This is a genomic window from Streptomyces sp. ADI96-02 (genome assembly GCF_003846185.1).
Classification (GTDB): Bacteria; Actinomycetota; Actinomycetes; order Streptomycetales; family Streptomycetaceae; genus Streptomyces.
Genome location: NZ_ML123034.1, coordinates 4050864 through 4066270, shown reverse-complemented (window position 1 = coordinate 4066270; position 15407 = coordinate 4050864). Strand labels below are relative to the sequence as shown.

The window sequence follows — 15407 nt, the reverse complement described above, 5'->3', positions numbered from 1 at the left end:
CCCGGGGCCCGGCGGCCCGGCCCGGCGGCCCGGCCCGGCGGCCCGGCGACCGGGGCCCGGCGGCCCGGCGCACGGATGGGCCGTTCGGACGCACGGCGAGATGCCGACCTCCCGGGGCGGGGCTACGTTCCGCTGATATGATGTACGTATCCCGTGAACGCGCCTCCGCCCCCACCCGTCGCGCCCTGCTCGTCGCCGGAGCCGGCGCGGGAGCCGCGCTCGCAGCAGGCTGCGCTCCCGCGAGCGCTCCCCCCGCCCCCGCCCCGAGCGGCAGCGGCTCCGCCTCCGCCTCGCCCCGCGCCGCCCGCAACCCCACCCCGGGCGCGATGACGCTGTTCAAGGACCCCGGGTACAACTTCAACGGCCTCACGGCGCTCGGCGGCTCCGGGGTCGGCAGCGCCGAGGTCGGCGAGGTCCTGACCGCCGTGAACACGATCAACAAGGCCGGCCTCTCCGCGCAGACGTACGTGAAGACCTTCCGGGCCCTCGGCGACCAGCTGCTGAAAGCGCCGCCCGGCGCACCGGCCGACCAGCAGACCAAGCGGTTCCGGGCCCTGCGCGCCGCCCAGTACTACGGCCAGGCGCTGTTCTTCGTCCTCGGTTCGGACGATCCCGGCGCCGAGGAGCAGCTGTACAAGGCCGGGCGGAAAGCCTGGGACGCCTTCTGCGGCCTGTGCGACCCGCCCCCGGTCCGCACCACCGTCCCGTACGGGAAGACGCCGTTGCCGGTGTGGTTCTTCCGCCCCGACGAGTCGAGCAAGCCCCGGCCCACGGTCATCCTGACCAACGGAAGCGACGGCCAGAACGTCGACATGTGGACGTACGGCGTCCCGGCCGCGCTCGCTCGCGGCTGGAACGCGCTCGTCTACGACGGCCCCGGGCAGGGGCAGCTCCTCTTCGTCGACCAGGTGGTGTTCACCCACACCTGGGAGAAGGTCGTCGGCCCGCTCCTCGACTGGCTGACCGCGCGCAGCGACGTGGACAGCGGCAAGATCGCCCTGACCGGGCTGAGCATGGGAGGCGCGCTCGCCCCCCGGGCGGCGGCCTTCGAGGACCGGATCAGCGCGCTGGTGGCCATGCCCGGCTGCGTCGAACCGTGGCTCGGCTTCCCGCCGGAGATCCGGCAGATCCTCACGCCCGACAAGGCGGAGACGAACCGGATCTGGAACAAGGAGGTCGTCCCCGAACTGTCTCCGGCGGTCGTCGCCCTGCTGAAGAAGCGGTTCGAGCCCTTCTCCATCCCGGCGATGCTCGAAGCCCGCAAGGGCAAGCTGTTCACGGACTTCTACACGCCCGCCGCGCGCATCCGGGCGATGTCGATCAACTCCGTCATCCCCCGCATCAAGGCCCCGACCCTGGTCCTGGACTACGAGGACGAGCAGTTCTACCCGGGCCAGTCGCGCCGGCTGTACGACAAGCTCACCTCGCCCAAGGACTACGTCAAGCTGACCGCCGCGCAGGGCGCGCAGCTGCACTGCTCGCCGATGGCCCCGCAGTTGCACAACGAAGTCGTCTTCGACTGGCTCCAGAAGACGCTGTCGGGCGGCGGCTGACCCGGCCCGGCCCCCGTGGCCCGGAGCGTGCCCGTACGCGGCCCGTACGCGTGCCCGTCCCCCTGCCCGGCCTCAGCCGACCGACTCGAACCGCCAGCGGTGGACCGGGCGGGTGACCAGGCCGGGCGCGGGCTCGGGGAGTTCGGGGAGGTCGTCGCCGTACGCCGCGCCCGGCCACCACGTCATCACCAGCACCCGGTCCCGCGGCGCGCGCAGCAGCTCGCGGCGGGCCGGGGCGGGGGCCAGTGAGGCGGCGCGGGCGCGGGCCCACTCCAGCAGTTCGCCGCCGCGGCCCTCGGCGGCGCGGGCCTCCCACATGAGGACGAGCGTGGTCGGGCTCATGAGTAGAGGTTGTCCTTGCTGATCTCGTGCACGTGGTCGTGGTCGTGGCTGTGACTGTGGCCGTGTCCGTGTCCGTGGCCGTGGCCATGGGTGCCGTCGCGGCCGTGTGCGCCCGGCACGTGCGGCTCGGTGACCGGCAGCGACGAGTCCGCCGAGAGCCCCAGGTCGGAGGGCGTACGGTTGCGGGCCACCATCTCCGCGCCGAGCGCCGCGACCATCGCCCCGTTGTCCGTGCACAGCCCGGGGCGCGGCACCCGCAGCCGGATGCCCGCCCGCTCGCACCGCTCCTCGGCCAGCGCCCGCAGCCGCGAGTTGGCCGCCACCCCGCCGCCGATCATCAGGTGGTCGACGCCCTCGTCCTTGCAGGCGCGTACGGCCTTGCGGGTGAGCACGTCCACCACGGCCTCCTGGAAGGACGCCGCCACGTCCCGTACCGGCACCTCCTCGCCCGCGGCGCGCTTCGCCTCGATCCAGCGGGCGACCGAGGTCTTCAGGCCGGAGAAGGAGAAGTCGTACGGGGCGTCGCGCGGGCCGGTCAGGCCGCGCGGGAACGCGATGGCCCGCGGGTCGCCCTCCCTGGCCAGCCGGTCGATGACCGGTCCGCCGGGGAAGCCGAGGTCGAGCACCCGGGCGATCTTGTCGAACGCCTCGCCCGCCGCGTCGTCGATCGTCGCGCCCAGCGGCCGGACGTCGCTGGTGATGTCGGGGGCCAGCAGCAGCGAGGAGTGCCCGCCGCTGACCAGCAGCGCCATGGTCGGCTCGGGCAGCGGCCCGTGTTCCAGCTGGTCGACGCAGATGTGCGAGGCGAGGTGGTTGACGCCGTACAGCGGCTTGTTCAGGGCGTACGCGTACGCCTTCGCCGCCGAGACGCCGACCAGCAGCGCTCCGGCCAGGCCGGGGCCGGAGGTGACGGCGATCCCGTCGAGGTCCCGGGCGCTGATCCCGGCCTCCTTCAGGGCGCGCTCGATGGTGGGGACCATCGCCTCCAGGTGGGCGCGGGAGGCGATCTCCGGCACCACGCCGCCGAAGCGGGCGTGGGTGTCGACGCTGGAGGCGACGGCGTCCGCGAGCAGCGTCGTCCCGCGCACGATCCCGACGCCGGTCTCGTCGCAGGAGGTCTCGATGCCCAGTACGAGGGGTTCGTCGGCAGCCATCAGTCAGTCTCGGTTTCTTCGGCGGACGCGGGTCCGGGTTCTTGTACGTGGAGGCGCATCACCAGGGCGTCGACGTTGCCGGGCTGGTAGTAGCCGCGCCGGAAGCCGATCGGCTCGAAGCCGAAGCGCTCGTACAGCTTCTGCGCCCGGGTGTTGTCGACGCGGACCTCCAGCAGCACGGTGGCGCACTCGAAGGCGGTGGCGTGCTTCAGCAGGTCGGTGAGGAGTTCGGAGCCGAGGCCGCCGCCCCACTGGTCGCGGCTGACGGCGATCGTCTGGACGTCGGCGAGGTCGCCGAGGGCGGCGAGCCCCGCGTAGCCGACGATCCGGCCGGTGGCCGGGTCCTCGGCGACGACGTAGCGGCGGGTGGCGCCGGGGCCGCGGGCGTGCGCCAGCTCGGACCAGAACATGCCGGGCGACCAGGCGTCGTCCGGGAACAGGGCGTGCTCCAGCTCCAGCACCGGTTCGATGTCCCACCAGCGCATCTCGCGCAGCACGGCGGCGGTGGCGGTGCTCACTTCGGCGTGACCACCTTGTAGTTCTTCGGGACCTGGGCGTCGGGCCTGCGCAGGTAGAGCGGCCGGGGCTCCGGCAGCTCCTGCCCGGCGGCCAGCCGCTCGGCGGCGAGCGCGGCGAGCGCCCCGGCCGCCACGTACCGGGGGCCGCGCGCGTCCGGGAACGCCTCCGGGTAGAGCTCCGCCCCGGCGCCGGCCACGGGCAGCCCGGCCAGTTCGGCGGTGATGTCGGCGGGCCGGTCCACGGAGGGCTCGCCGACACGGGTGCGGGCGTCCGCGTAGCGCGCCCAGTAGACCTCCTTGCGGCGGGCGTCCGTGGCCACCGCGAACGGTCCGGCGAGGCCGTCGAGCCCGGCGGCGTACGCCAGGCCGTCCAGGGTGCACAGGCCGTGGACCGGCAGGCCGAGGGCGGAGCCGAACGTCGCCGCGGTGACCAGGCCGACGCGCAGCCCGGTGTAGGGGCCGGGGCCGGTGCCGACGACCACCGCGGTGAGCGCGTCGGGCTTCACCCCGGCCTCGGCGAGGACCCGGTCGACGGCGGGCAGCAGCAGTTCCCCGTGCCTGCGGGCGTCGACCTGGCCGGACTCGGCGATGACGGACGTGCCGTCGTGGAGGGCGACGGTGACGGCGGGCGTGGCGGTATCCATGGCGAGCAAGAGCACGCAAACAGCCTACGGCTCCGCCGACGGCGGCACGGCGTCCCTACGGCGTCCCGGTCTGCCCCCTCGCTGCTGCTACCGTCACCGGGTATCCGCGGGTACGACGTAAACGCTTGTACGACATGCGGCAGACGGCAGCCGAAAGGGGAGTTCACGGTGGCAAGGGGAAGCTCGGGAATCGTGGCCGGGCTCACCGTGGCGGCAGTCGTCGCGGTCGGCGTCCTGGCCTACCAGGCGTCCGCGAGCGCACCCGAATCGGTGGCGTCCTCCTCGGCCGCGCCGAAGACCTCCGTCTCGGCGTCCGCGCCCGCTCCGGCCGCCGCCGAGCCGAAGCCCTCGAAGGACCCGCTGGCGGTCCCGGCCGACTCGGACACCGGCGAGCGCGTGGTGTACGCGCTCAAGGACCGGCGGGTGTGGCTGGTGGACGCCAAGGGCAGGGCGAGCCGCACCTTCACCGTGATGCCGAGCCCCGTCAACCCGCTGCCCGGCGTCTACCGGGTCACGTCGCGCTCGGGGAGCATCAAGGGCTCGGACGGCGTCCTGATCGAGCACGTGGTGCGCTTCGCGAACGTGGACGACGTCTCGGTGGGCTTCAGTGCGGCCCAGGACGGCTCGATGACGCCTCCGGACCCTGAGTCGAAGACCGGCGGCGTGCGGATGAAGCGGGCCGACGGCGACGCGGTGTGGACGTTCGCGACGGTCGGCGCCAAGGTCGTCGTCGTCCCGTAGGCGTCGTCCCGGAGGCGTCATCCTGCGGGCGTCGTCCCGTGGGCGTCGCTCCATGGTCAGGATCGTCGTCCGCCGTGGCGGGTGCGGGCTCAGGCCGCCCGGCGGTCGGCCGGCGGCAGGGGCGGTCTCGCCGCCGCGCGGTCCGTCCCGCCCGTTCCGCCGGCCGGTCCGTCCGTCTCCTCCGGCTCGCGGGGCGATGCTCCGTCGGGCGGTGTGGAGACCGCGGTGGCCGCGGCGCACGAGGCCAGCAGGTCCTTCATCGACAGGGCGGACGGCGTCGACTGCGGCCGTGGCCGCGCTGCGCGCTCGGGCGTCGGCATGGATGCCTCCTGGGGGCTCCGGTGGAGGTCGTGGTTAGGTAGACCTAACCAGGTCTCGTATCCCATGTGACCACGACCACCGTCCCGCACGCAACAATGTACCGACATCCTGTCGGCAAAGCCGGGCGGCGGAGGTCCCGCCGACGGGTGGAGCGTCCGGCCGCCCTACCGCCCCGCTCCCGACCCCGTCAGGTCCTCCCGCAGCCCCGCCCAGCGCGGCCCGACGCCGACCAGGGTCACCTCGCGCCGGTCGTCGTCCGTGTCGCCGGTCGCGCGGTCGATGAGCACCCGCAGCCGGTCCTCCGACAGCTCCTCGACCTTCCCGTCGCCCCACTCCACGACCACCACCGAATCCGGCAGCGACACGTCCAGGTCCAGGTCCTCCATCTCGTCGAGCCCGCCGCCCAGGCGGTACGCGTCGACGTGGACCAGGGCCGGGCCCCCGGAGAGCGGCGGATGGACGCGGGCGATGACGAAGGTGGGCGAGGTGACCGCGCCGCGCACGCCCAGGCCCTCGCCGAGGCCCCGGGTCAGCGTCGTCTTCCCCGCGCCCAGCTCGCCCGTGAGCATGACCAGGTCGCCGGGCGCGAGCACACCGGCGAGGCGACGGCCCAGCTCCTGCATCCGTTCGGGTGAGTCGACGGCGATCCGTACGGTGACGGCGTCCGGCGCGGCCCCGGCGGCGGGGCTGTCGTGCGGGCTATCGGCGGCCGGGCTGCTGTGCGGTGCTTCCATGCTCGCCAACGTTAGCGGCCGGGACCGCGCCGCTGCGTACGAGCAGGTCGGCCAGCCGGTCGGTGACCGTCTCCGGGTGCTCCAGCATCACCAGGTGACCGGCGTCGGGCACGATCACCAGCTCCGCCTCGGGCAGTACGTCGGCGATGGCCTCGCTGTGCGAGCTGGGCGTGACCAGGTCCTTGTCCCCGGCCAGGATCAGCACGGGCACGTCCCGGAACGCGGGCAGCGCCCCGCTCTTGTCGTGCTCGGCGAAGGCCGGGTAGAACTCGGCGACCACGTCGATCGGGGTGGACTCGATCAGCCGCTCCGCGAACCGGGCGACGGCCGGGTCCACGTCCCGCGAACCGAACGAGTACCGCTTGATCAGCCCGGCGAACAGGTCCGCCGTCGCCCGCCGCCCCTTCTCCACCAGCTCCGCCTGCGAACCGAGCGCCTTCAGCACCCCGGGCAGCACCCGGCGCACCGCTTTCACGCCCGCCACCGGCAGCCCGAAGTCGACCTCGGCCAGCTTCCCGCCGGAGGTGCCGACCAGCGCGACGGCGGCCACTCGATCGCGGACCAGGGCCGGGTACTGGTCGGCCAGCGCCATCATCGTCATGCCGCCCATCGAGTGGCCCACCAGCACCAGCGGGCCTTCGGGGGCCGCCGCGTCGATGACCGCCTTCAGGTCGCGGCCGAGCTGGTCGATGCCGGCCGGCACGCCGTCCGCCTGGGCCCGGCCGCGTCCGGAGCGGCCGTGGCTGCGCTGGTCCCAGTAGACCGCGCGGACCAGCCCGCGCAGCGCCGCGCGCTGGAAGTGCCAGGAGTCCTGGCCGAGGCAGTAGCCGTGGCTGAACACGACGGTGACGGGCGCGGGCGACTTGCGGCCGAACAGACGCCGCCGCCGGGTGTCCGCCTCCGTCGGGCCGTCGGACCGCCCGGCCGGTTCGGCCGGTTCCGCCTCCTCGACCTCGTAGTACAGCTCCGTCCCGTCGTCGGCGACGGCCCGGCCGGGCGTCCCGCGCAGCGAGCCGTACGGTCCGGTCGCGTCCAGCGCGAGCCGGGCCTTCTTGCGCATGCCGCGGCCCACCGTCAGCCGCTCCACGGCGACCCCGGCCGCCGCACCCGCGGCGATCACCCCTATCGCGGCCCCGGCGATGCCCGCCCGACGCCAGCCGGCCGCCGTGGCGGCGGTCGCCGCCACCACGTCCCCCGCACTGCTCTCGCTCACCGTGCCGCGCTCCTAGTCGTCGTCGGTCGGGTTCTCGTGCGGGCCGCTCCCGCCGCTCCCGTGCGCCCCCGGCCGCGGCGCGGCCCTCTCGCCGACGTACACCCGGGGCACCCGGGACCCGATCCGGGTGACGATCTCGTACCCGATCGTGTCGGCCGCCACCGCCCAGTCCTCCACGCTCGGCTCGCCCCGGTCCCCCGGGCCGAACAGCACCGCCTCCGCGCCCGGTTCCGGCCGGTCGCCGCCGAGGTCGACGACGAACTGGTCCATGGCGACGCGGCCCGCGACCGTGCGCGTCCGTCCGCCGACCAGGACCGGGCCCCGGCCGGAGGCGTGGCGCGGGACGCCGTCCGCGTAGCCGACGGGGATCAGGCCGAGGGTGGTGTCGGCGGGGGTCGTGTAGTGGTGCCCGTAGCTGACGCCGTGTCCGGCCGGGGCGTCCTTGACCAGGGCGAGGGACGCGGCGAACGTCATCACGGGGCGCAGTCCGAGGTCGGCGGGCGTGCCCAGTTCGGGGCTGGGCGAGATGCCGTACATCGCGATGCCCGTGCGGACGAGGTCGAAGTGCGCCTCGGGCAGGGTGAGCGTGGCCGGGGAGTTGGCCAGGTGCCGCACCTCGGGCTCCACGCCCTCCTTCTCCGCGTACGCCACCATGTCCCGGAACACGCCGAGCTGCGCCGCGATCGAGGGGTGGCCCGGTTCGTCGGCGCAGGCGAAGTGGGACCAGAGGCCCGCGATCCGGACCCGGCCCGCCTTCTCGGCGGCAAGCGCCTCGGTGACGAGTACGGGCCAGTCTGCGGGCCGGCAGCCGTTGCGGCCGAGGCCGGTGTCGGCCTTGAGGTGGATTCTGGCCGCGCGGCCGACGGCTCCGGCCACCGCGACGACCTCGCGCAGGGCCCACAGGGCGCTGACCGACACGTCGACGTCGGCCTCGATCGCCTCGGCCCAGGGCCCGCCGGGCGTCCACAGCCAGCACAGGACGCGGCCGTCGAGTCCGCCCGCCCGCAGGGCCAACGCCTCCTGCGGGGTGGCGGTTCCCAGCCAGGTCGCACCGGCCTCGCGCGCGGCCCTGGCGCAGGGCAGCGCCCCGTGTCCGTACGCGTCGGACTTCAGCACGGCCATGAGCTGCGCACCGGCGGCCCGCTCACGCAGCACGCGCACGTTGGCGCGCAGCGCGTCGAGGTCGATCTCGGCACGGGCTCTCAAGGACGCTGTCTCGTTCATCGCGCCCAGTCTCTCAGAGGCGCGCCCCCGGCCCCCTTCCCGAGGCGCGCCCGTCCCCCGTCGCAGCCCGCCTCCGGGGTCAGCCGGCCCGCACGTCGCGCCAGGCGGCCGGGATGCCCGCGGCGACGTCCTGGGCCGAGACGGGCGCGCCGTCCGAGCCGTGCCGGGCGGCGAGCCCGTGCAGGTACGCGCCGACGGAGGCGGCGTCGCGCGGGGCGAGACCGGCCGCGAGCAGCGACCCGGTCAGCCCGGACAGGACGTCGCCGCTGCCCGCCGTGGCGAGCCAGGACGTGCCGGTCGGGTTGACCCGGACGGGCGTGTCCCGGGCTTCGGCGACCAGGGTCGTGGAGCCCTTGAGGAGCACGGTGGCGCGGTAGCGGGCGGCCAGTTCGCGGACGGCGGCGAGCCGCCCGTTCTCGACCTCCTCGCGGGAAACGCCGAGGAGCGCCGCGGCCTCTCCGGCGTGCGGGGTGAGCACGGTCGGGGCGGTCCGGGTCCGGACCCGGGCGGGCTCCAGGAACCGCAGCCCGTCCGCGTCGACCAGCACGGGTACGTCGGCGGCCAGTACGTCGGCGACCGCCTCCTGCGCGCCCGGCCCGTCGCCCAGCCCCGGCCCCGCCACCCAGGACTGCACCCGCCCGGCCTTCGACGGCGGCCCGGCGTGCACCAGCGTCTCCGGGAAGCGGCCGATGACCGCGTCCGCGCCCGGCCCGACGTACCGCACGGCGCCCGCGCCGCCGTGCAGCGCGCCCGCGACCGCGAGGACCGCCGCGCCCGGGTAGCGCTCGGAACCGGCCACCACGCCGACGACCCCGCGCCGGTACTTGTCGCTCTCCGCGCCGGGCACGGGCAGCAGCGCCGCCACGTCCGCGTACTGGAGGGCCTCCAGGTCCGGCGGTTCGGGCAGTTCGGGGCCGAGCCCGATGTCCACGAGCCGCAGGGCTCCGGCGAGTTCGGCGGCCGGGTCGACGAGGAGGCCCGGCTTGTACGTCCCGAAGGTCACCGTCGCGTCCGCCCGGACCGCCTCGCCGCGCACCTCCCCGGTGTCGGCCTCCACACCGCTCGGCAGGTCCACCGCGAGGACGGGCGTACGGGAACGGGTCACCGCGCGCACCGCGGCGGCGGCCTCCTCGCGCAGCCCGCCGCGCCCGCCGATCCCGGTGATGCCGTCCACCACGAGGTCGAGCACGCCGAGCCCGTCCGGCCCGTCCACGACCCGGCCCCCGGCGGCCAGCAGCGCGGCGAGGCCGCCCGGGTGGGCCTTCTCGGGCGAGAGGAGCAGGGCGCGGACGCCCGCGCCCCGGCGGGCCAGCCGCGCCCCGGCGTACAGGGCGTCGCCCCCGTTGTCGCCGCCGCCGACCAGGAGCAGCACCCGGGAGCCGTACACCCGGCCGTTGCGGCGCAGCAGGTCGCCGCAGGCCGTGGCCAGCCCGGCGGCGGCGCGTCGCATCAGGGCGCCGTCGGGCAGGCGCTGCATGAGGGCGGCCTCGGCGGCCCGTACGGTCTCCACGCTGTAGGCACGTCGCATGGCCCCACCCTCCGCGATCACCGCGCCGAACGCCACCTCCACCGGCCGGGGTTCCCGACCACGACGCCGGACGCCACCTCCGTCGGGCAGGGCCCGATCGCCGCGCCGCGAGGGCGCCGCTCCCGCTGAGCGGGGCCCGATCGCCCGCCTCCCGGCGCTCAGCCCTCCGCGATCACCACGGCCGAGGCGACTCCGGCGTCGTGGCTGAGGGAGACGTGCCAGCCGCGCACCCCCAGCTCGGCGGCGCGGGCGGCGACCGTGCCGCGCACCCGCAGCCGGGGCTGCCCGCTCTCCTCGACCCAGATCTCCGCGTCGCTCCACAGCAGGCCGCCCGGCGCGCCGAGCGCCTTCGCCAGGGCCTCCTTCGCGGCGAACCGGGCGGCGAGCGAGGCGGTTCCCCGCCGCTCGCCGCTCGGCAGCGTCAGCTCCGCGGCGACGAACAGCCGCTCGGCCAACTGGGGCGTACGCTCCAGCGCCGCGCCGAAGCGCTCGATCTCGGCCACATCGATTCCGACCCCAATGATCACGAACCCACCCTCGTCGCCCCGGGGCTCCCCGGGGTCACTCCACGGTCACGGACTTCGCCAGGTTGCGCGGCTGGTCCACCTCGTTGCCGCGGGCCGTCGCCAGTTCGCAGGCGAAGACCTGGAGCGGCACGGTGGCGACCAGCGGCTGAAGCAGCGTAGGCGTTGCGGGGACGGTGATGAGGTGGTCCGCGTACGGGAGGACGGCCTCGTCGCCCTCCTCGGCGATGACGACGGTGCGCGCTCCGCGGGCCCGGATCTCCTGGATGTTGGAGACGACCTTGTCGTGCAGGACGGACCGGCCGCGCGGCGAGGGCGCGATCACGACGACCGGCAGCCCCTCCTCGATGAGCGCGATGGGCCCGTGCTTCAGCTCGCCGGCCGCGAACCCCTCGGCGTGCATGTAGGCCAGCTCCTTGAGCTTCAGCGCGCCTTCGAGGGCGACCGGGTAGCCGACGTGCCGTCCGACGAACAGCACGGTGTCGTGGTGCGCGAGGGACCGGGCCAGCTCGCGCACCGGTTCCATGGCCTCCAGGACGCGGGCGACCTGGCCGGGGACGGCGGAGAGCTGCCGGACGACGGTACGGATCTCGTCGCCCCACTTCGTACCGCGCGACTGGCCGAGGTAGAGCGCCACCAGGTAGCAGGCGACGAGCTGGGTGAGGAAGGCCTTGGTGGAGGCGACGGCGACTTCCGGCCCGGCGTGCGTGTAGAGCACGGCGTCGGACTCGCGGGGGATGGTGGAGCCGTTGGTGTTGCAGATGGCCAGCACCTTCGCGCCCTGCTCGCGGGCGTGCCGCAGCGCCATCAGGGTGTCCATGGTCTCGCCGGACTGCGAGATGGCGACGACGAGGGTGCGGTGGTCCAGGATCGGGTCCCGGTAGCGGAACTCGCTGGCCAGCTCGGTCTCGCAGGGCAGCCGGGTCCAGTGCTCGATGGCGTACTTGGCGATCATCCCGGCGTGGAAGGCGGTGCCGCAGGCCACGATGACGACCTTGTCGATCTCCCGCAGTTCGGCGGCCGGGATGCGCACCTCGTCGAGGAGGAGCGTGCCCTCGCCGTCGACCCGGCCGAGGAGCGTGTCGGCCACGGCCTGCGGCTGGTCGGCGATCTCCTTGAGCATGAAGGAGGCGTGGCCGCCCTTCTCGGCGGCGGAGGCGTCCCAGTCGACGTGGTACTCGCGGACCTCGGCGAGGTCGCCGTCGAAGCCGGTGACCACGACGCCGTCGCGGCTCAGCTCGACGACCTGGTCCTGGCCCAGCTCGACGGCGGAACGGGTGTGGGCGATGAACGCGGAGACGTCGGAGGCGAGGAACCACTCGTCGTGCCCGACGCCCACCACGAGCGGCGAGTTGCGCCGCGCGCCGACGACCACGTCCGGCTGGTCCGCGTGCACGGCCACCAGGGTGAACGCGCCCTCCAGCCGCCGGCACACCTGCCGCATCGCGTCGGCGAGGTCCCCGCCCGCCGAGAACGCCTCCGCCAGCAGATGCGCGACGACCTCGGTGTCCGTCTCCGAGCCCAGCGCGTGGCCGCGTCCGGTCAGCTCGCGGCGCAGCGCCGCGAAGTTCTCGATGATCCCGTTGTGCACGACGGCGACCCGGCCCGCGTTGTCCAGATGCGGATGGGCGTTCACGTCGGTGGGCGCTCCGTGCGTCGCCCACCGGGTGTGCCCGATCCCGGTCCGCCCGGCCGGCAGCGGTCGGTCCCCCAACTCCTTCTCCAGATTGACGAGCTTGCCCGCCTTCTTCGCGGCGGCGAGCCCGCCGTCCGCGAGAACGGCGACGCCCGCCGAGTCGTAGCCCCGGTATTCGAGGCGCTTGAGTCCTGCGACGACGACGTCCTGCGCCGACTGCCCTCCGACATAACCCACGATTCCGCACATATCGGCACCATAAGGCCGGAGGGGTCCCGGTGGCAGGAACGCGGGCCTCCGCACGCCGGGCGGCACGGCCCCGACGGCACGTCAGCCGGGCTTCACGGCACGGCCGTCGGCCGGCGCGTACCCGGGCGGCGCTGAGTACGGCGGATGAGCGCGGCTACTCAGGCCGGGCCGCCGCGCGCGAACCAGGATGAACACAGCGCGCGGCGATCACTCGTTCGAGTCCGGCGCGCCGACCATCGATCTGAAGGAGTCCTCCCATGTCCCAGCGTCTCGCCCTCTCCGCTCTCGCCGCCGTCGCCCTGCTGGGCGGGGCCGGGACCTACGCCTTCGCCGGCGAGGCCCCGCGCACCGGGCCGAAGGTCACGGACGGCACCGCCGTGTACGTCGCGCCGAGCGCGGGCAAGACCGGTTCGCTGACCTTCACCGCCCGGGTGTCGGACGACTCGGGCGTCCGGGGCCTGAAGGTGATCGCCTGGCCCGCGAGCATGTCCCCGGCCCCGACGGCGAAGGAGATGGCGGACGTCGACTCCGCCGTGTGCAAGGCGGCGGGGGACGGTGTCGCGCGCTGCGCGTACACCCTGAAGGTCACCCGGGCCGAGGCCGCCGAACTGCCGAAGGGGACGTGGCGCGTGACGGCCCTGGCGACGGCGAACGACGGCGGAACGGCGTTCGTCCCGAAGGCCGCCGAGTTCACCGTCAACGGCTGACGCCCCGGCAGCGGCACAGCACGCGGTGCCCGGCGCCCGGCGCCCGGCGCGTCAGGAGCCGCCCGCCGCCGGTCCGCCCCCGCCCGGCCCGGCGGCGGACTCCACGCGGGCCAGTTTCCGCCGCAGCGCCTCCCGTTCCGGATCCGTGCCCGCCAGACGAAGCGCCTCCCGGTACCGGGCCGCCGCCTCGCCCCGGCGGCCCAGCAGGCTCAGCAGGTCGCCGCGCGCGGCCGGGTACGGGTGGTACGCGCGCAGCCTCGGCTCGCCCTCCAGCGCGTCCAGCAGCGCGAGCCCCGCCTCGGGCCCGTCGCGCATGGCCACCGCGACGGCGCGGTTCAACGCGACGACGGGCGACGGGGCGAGGGAGAGCAGCACGTCGTACAGGGCCACGATCTGCGGCCAGTCCGTACTCCGCACGTCCGCCGCCTCGTCGTGCAGCGCGGCGACGGCGGCCTGCACCCCGTACGGACCGGCCGGCCCGCCGGTCAGCGCCTCGACCACCAGCGCGCGGCCCTCCTCGATCATCGCGCGGTCCCAGCGGGCGCGGTCCTGGTCCTCCAGGAGGACCTGTTCGCCGTCCGGCCCGGTCCTGGCCTCCCGCCGGGCGTGGACGAGGAGCAGCAGGGCGAGGAGGCCGGCGGTCTCCCGCTCGGCGGGCAGCAGGCGGCGCAGTATCCGGGCCAGCCGGATGGCCTCCTGTGCCAGGTCGAGCCGCTGGAGCCGGGGCCCGGAACTGGCCGCGTACCCCTCCGTGAAGACCGAGTAGACGACCTGGAGCACCCCGGGCAGCCGCTCCGGCAGCTCGTCGGGTCCCGGCACGCGGAACGGGATCCGGGCGTCGCGGATCTTCTTCTTCGCCCGGACGATGCGCTGGGCCATCGTCGGCGTCGGGACGAGGAAGGCGCGCGCCACCTCCGGCGTGGTCAGGCCCGCCAGGCAGCGCAGGGTCAGCGCGGTGCGGTCCTCGGCCGCGAGGGCCGGATGGGCGCAGGTGAAGAAGAGCTGGAGCCGCTCGTCCGGCAGCTCGCCGGTCGCGTCGGCGGCGGGCGCGGGCTCGGCCCGTTCGGCGTCCGCCCGCAGCACGGCGAGCCGCGCCGCGTACGCCTGGTCCCGCCGCAGCCGGTCCACCGCCCTGCGCCGCGCGGTGGTCAGAAGCCACGCGCCGGGGCGGGCGGGGACGCCGTCGGCGGGCCAGTGCCGCAGCGCGGCCTCCATCGCCTCGGACGTCACCTCCTCGGCCAGGTCGAGATCCCCGAAGCGGCGGACGAGCTCGCTGCGGCTCGGGCGAGGGCACAGGCCGCACGGCCACGGCCACCGGCTCCGGCGCGAAAGCGGGCTCCGGCTGCGGCACGGAAGCGAACTGCGGCTGCGGCGGCGGAGACGGCTCGGGCGAGGGCTCGCCCACCATCCTCACCCGGCGCTCGACGGCGACCCTCGGGTGGTTGTACGACTCCGTGCGCGTGGCACCCGCGCGCCCCGGACGCGTTCGCGGATGCGGCGCAGGAAGCCGTGGCGCTCCAGCTCCCGCAGGGCCGCCGCGATGGCGGCCTCGCTCTCCGGGAAGATCGCGGCCAGCACCTTGATGCCGACCTTGGCCCCGGTGGGCAGCGACTGGATGTGCGTGCCGAGGCCGATCGCCAGCAGGGACATGTCCCTGCGCTGGGAGAGCCTGTTGGAGATCATCGTGAAGCCGTCGGTGAGCCGGATGTTGACGTGTACGACACCGGCGGACGGAGTGCGCGCGGGCGCGCTAACCTCGCCGTTTCGCTTGGGTACGGCGGCTGGTGGGGCGGAAATGGGAAAGTGCCTTCCTGACCTGGAACGATGAACCTTGCTGAGGGGTTCTGTCGGTCCAGGCGGAGGGCACTTTCTACGTGCAGGCTATCGGGTGGCGTCCCAAGATCCAGGTCAGTGCAGATGGTTCGGGGGTGGTCGGGCATGCCGGGGCACGGTTACTGGCCGATCTCGCTGATGCCACCGGGCTGACCGCCGCGTACTCCACCGCGCTCAGGCCGCTTCGGCCGCGCGGGACCGGGCATGATCCGGGCCGGATCGCCACCGACCTGGCGGTGATGCTCGCTGACGGCGGTGAGGCCATCGCGGACCTGGCCGTACTGCGGGACCAGGCAGGGGTGTTCGGTTCGGTCGCCTCCGCACCGACGGCCTGGCGACTGCTCGCCGACACCGACGAGAGGACACTGGCTTCTCTGCGCGCGGCGCGTGCCCAAGCTCGGGAAGTCGCCTGGATGCAGGCCGCCGAGCAAGGCGAGGGCATACCCGCAGTCCGGGCCGCGGGACGCATTCTGCCCGGGCTGGTCC

At 74.9% G+C, this 15407-nt stretch carries 16 protein-coding genes and 1 pseudogene; 4 read left to right on the top strand and 13 right to left on the bottom strand.

What is annotated here, in order from left to right; genetic code table 11:
- Positions 1–137 precede the first annotated feature (137 nt).
- Positions 138–1553, top strand: coding sequence for an alpha/beta hydrolase family protein (locus tag EES43_RS18050; protein WP_124269647.1), 1416 nt, complete (start codon positions 138–140; stop codon positions 1551–1553).
- Between the two features lie 72 nt (positions 1554–1625).
- On the opposite strand, the gene EES43_RS18045 is transcribed toward EES43_RS18050, so the two are convergent.
- From EES43_RS18045 to tsaB, 4 genes are read right to left on the bottom strand one after another with little or no spacing between them, the layout of a single operon-like run.
- The gene (locus EES43_RS18045; RefSeq protein ID WP_124269646.1) at positions 1626–1895 is read right to left on the bottom strand and encodes a hypothetical protein; all 270 of its coding nucleotides are present in this window, start codon (positions 1893–1895) and stop codon (positions 1626–1628) included.
- Positions 1892–3049 (bottom strand): tRNA (adenosine(37)-N6)-threonylcarbamoyltransferase complex transferase subunit TsaD, encoded by a 1158-nt coding sequence (gene tsaD, locus EES43_RS18040; RefSeq protein WP_124269645.1) that lies wholly within the window; start codon positions 3047–3049, stop codon positions 1892–1894. Before tsaD ends, EES43_RS18045 begins: the two co-directional genes overlap by 4 nt.
- Positions 3049–3534 (bottom strand): ribosomal protein S18-alanine N-acetyltransferase, encoded by a 486-nt coding sequence (gene rimI / locus EES43_RS18035; protein WP_124272047.1) that lies wholly within the window; start codon positions 3532–3534, stop codon positions 3049–3051. Before rimI ends, tsaD begins: the two co-directional genes overlap by 1 nt.
- A gap of 29 nt (positions 3535–3563) precedes the next feature.
- Positions 3564–4211, bottom strand: a complete 648-nt coding sequence (tsaB, locus tag EES43_RS18030) for a tRNA (adenosine(37)-N6)-threonylcarbamoyltransferase complex dimerization subunit type 1 TsaB (protein WP_124272046.1) — start codon at positions 4209–4211, stop codon at positions 3564–3566.
- Between the two features lie 168 nt (positions 4212–4379).
- On the opposite strand from tsaB, the gene EES43_RS18025 reads away from it, so the two are divergent.
- Complete coding sequence (locus EES43_RS18025) at positions 4380–4952, top strand: hypothetical protein (RefSeq protein ID WP_124269644.1); 573 nt, start codon at positions 4380–4382, stop codon at positions 4950–4952.
- 89 nt (positions 4953–5041) lie between these two features.
- Here the strand turns inward: EES43_RS18025 and EES43_RS18020 are convergent, their stop codons facing one another.
- From EES43_RS18020 to glmS, 7 genes are all read right to left on the bottom strand, one after another.
- The gene (locus EES43_RS18020; RefSeq protein ID WP_124269643.1) at positions 5042–5272 is read right to left on the bottom strand and encodes a hypothetical protein; all 231 of its coding nucleotides are present in this window, start codon (positions 5270–5272) and stop codon (positions 5042–5044) included.
- Positions 5273–5437: 165 nt separating this feature from the next.
- A complete protein-coding gene (gene tsaE, locus EES43_RS18015) occupies positions 5438–6007 on the bottom strand; it encodes a tRNA (adenosine(37)-N6)-threonylcarbamoyltransferase complex ATPase subunit type 1 TsaE (RefSeq protein ID WP_124269642.1) in 570 nt (189 codons plus the stop codon).
- Positions 5973–7220, bottom strand: coding sequence for an alpha/beta fold hydrolase (locus tag EES43_RS18010; protein WP_124269641.1), 1248 nt, complete (start codon positions 7218–7220; stop codon positions 5973–5975). The genes tsaE and EES43_RS18010 overlap by 35 nt, the downstream gene beginning before the upstream one ends.
- Before the next feature lie 12 nt (positions 7221–7232).
- Positions 7233–8444 (bottom strand): alanine racemase, encoded by a 1212-nt coding sequence (gene alr, locus EES43_RS18005; protein ID WP_124269640.1) that lies wholly within the window; start codon positions 8442–8444, stop codon positions 7233–7235.
- A 79-nt stretch (positions 8445–8523) separates the two neighbouring features.
- Positions 8524–9972 carry an NAD(P)H-hydrate dehydratase gene (locus tag EES43_RS18000; protein ID WP_124269639.1) on the bottom strand — a complete coding sequence of 483 codons (1449 nt, stop codon included), beginning with the start codon at positions 9970–9972 and terminating at the stop codon, positions 8524–8526.
- A 158-nt stretch (positions 9973–10130) separates the two neighbouring features.
- Positions 10131–10499: a holo-ACP synthase gene (locus EES43_RS17995; RefSeq protein ID WP_124269638.1), complete on the bottom strand. Its 369-nt coding sequence runs from the start codon at positions 10497–10499 to the stop codon at positions 10131–10133.
- A 34-nt stretch (positions 10500–10533) separates the two neighbouring features.
- Positions 10534–12381, bottom strand: coding sequence for a glutamine--fructose-6-phosphate transaminase (isomerizing) (gene glmS, locus EES43_RS17990; protein WP_124269637.1), 1848 nt, complete (start codon positions 12379–12381; stop codon positions 10534–10536).
- A 257-nt stretch (positions 12382–12638) separates the two neighbouring features.
- Here glmS and EES43_RS17985 point away from each other — a divergent pair, with 257 nt between their 5' ends.
- Positions 12639–13088, top strand: a complete 450-nt coding sequence (locus EES43_RS17985) for a DUF5707 domain-containing protein (RefSeq protein WP_124269636.1) — start codon at positions 12639–12641, stop codon at positions 13086–13088.
- Positions 13089–13139: 51 nt separating this feature from the next.
- Here the strand turns inward: EES43_RS17985 and EES43_RS17980 are convergent, their stop codons facing one another.
- Positions 13140–14384, bottom strand: coding sequence for an RNA polymerase sigma factor (locus tag EES43_RS17980; protein WP_124269635.1), 1245 nt, complete (start codon positions 14382–14384; stop codon positions 13140–13142).
- A gap of 139 nt (positions 14385–14523) precedes the next feature.
- Positions 14524–14771, bottom strand: a pseudogene (locus EES43_RS17975) (hypothetical protein); the annotation flags it as partial.
- A gap of 161 nt (positions 14772–14932) precedes the next feature.
- Here EES43_RS17975 and EES43_RS17970 point away from each other — a divergent pair.
- The coding region (locus tag EES43_RS17970; RefSeq protein WP_206430194.1) for a transposase at positions 14933–15407 on the top strand (475 nt) is incomplete at its 3' end.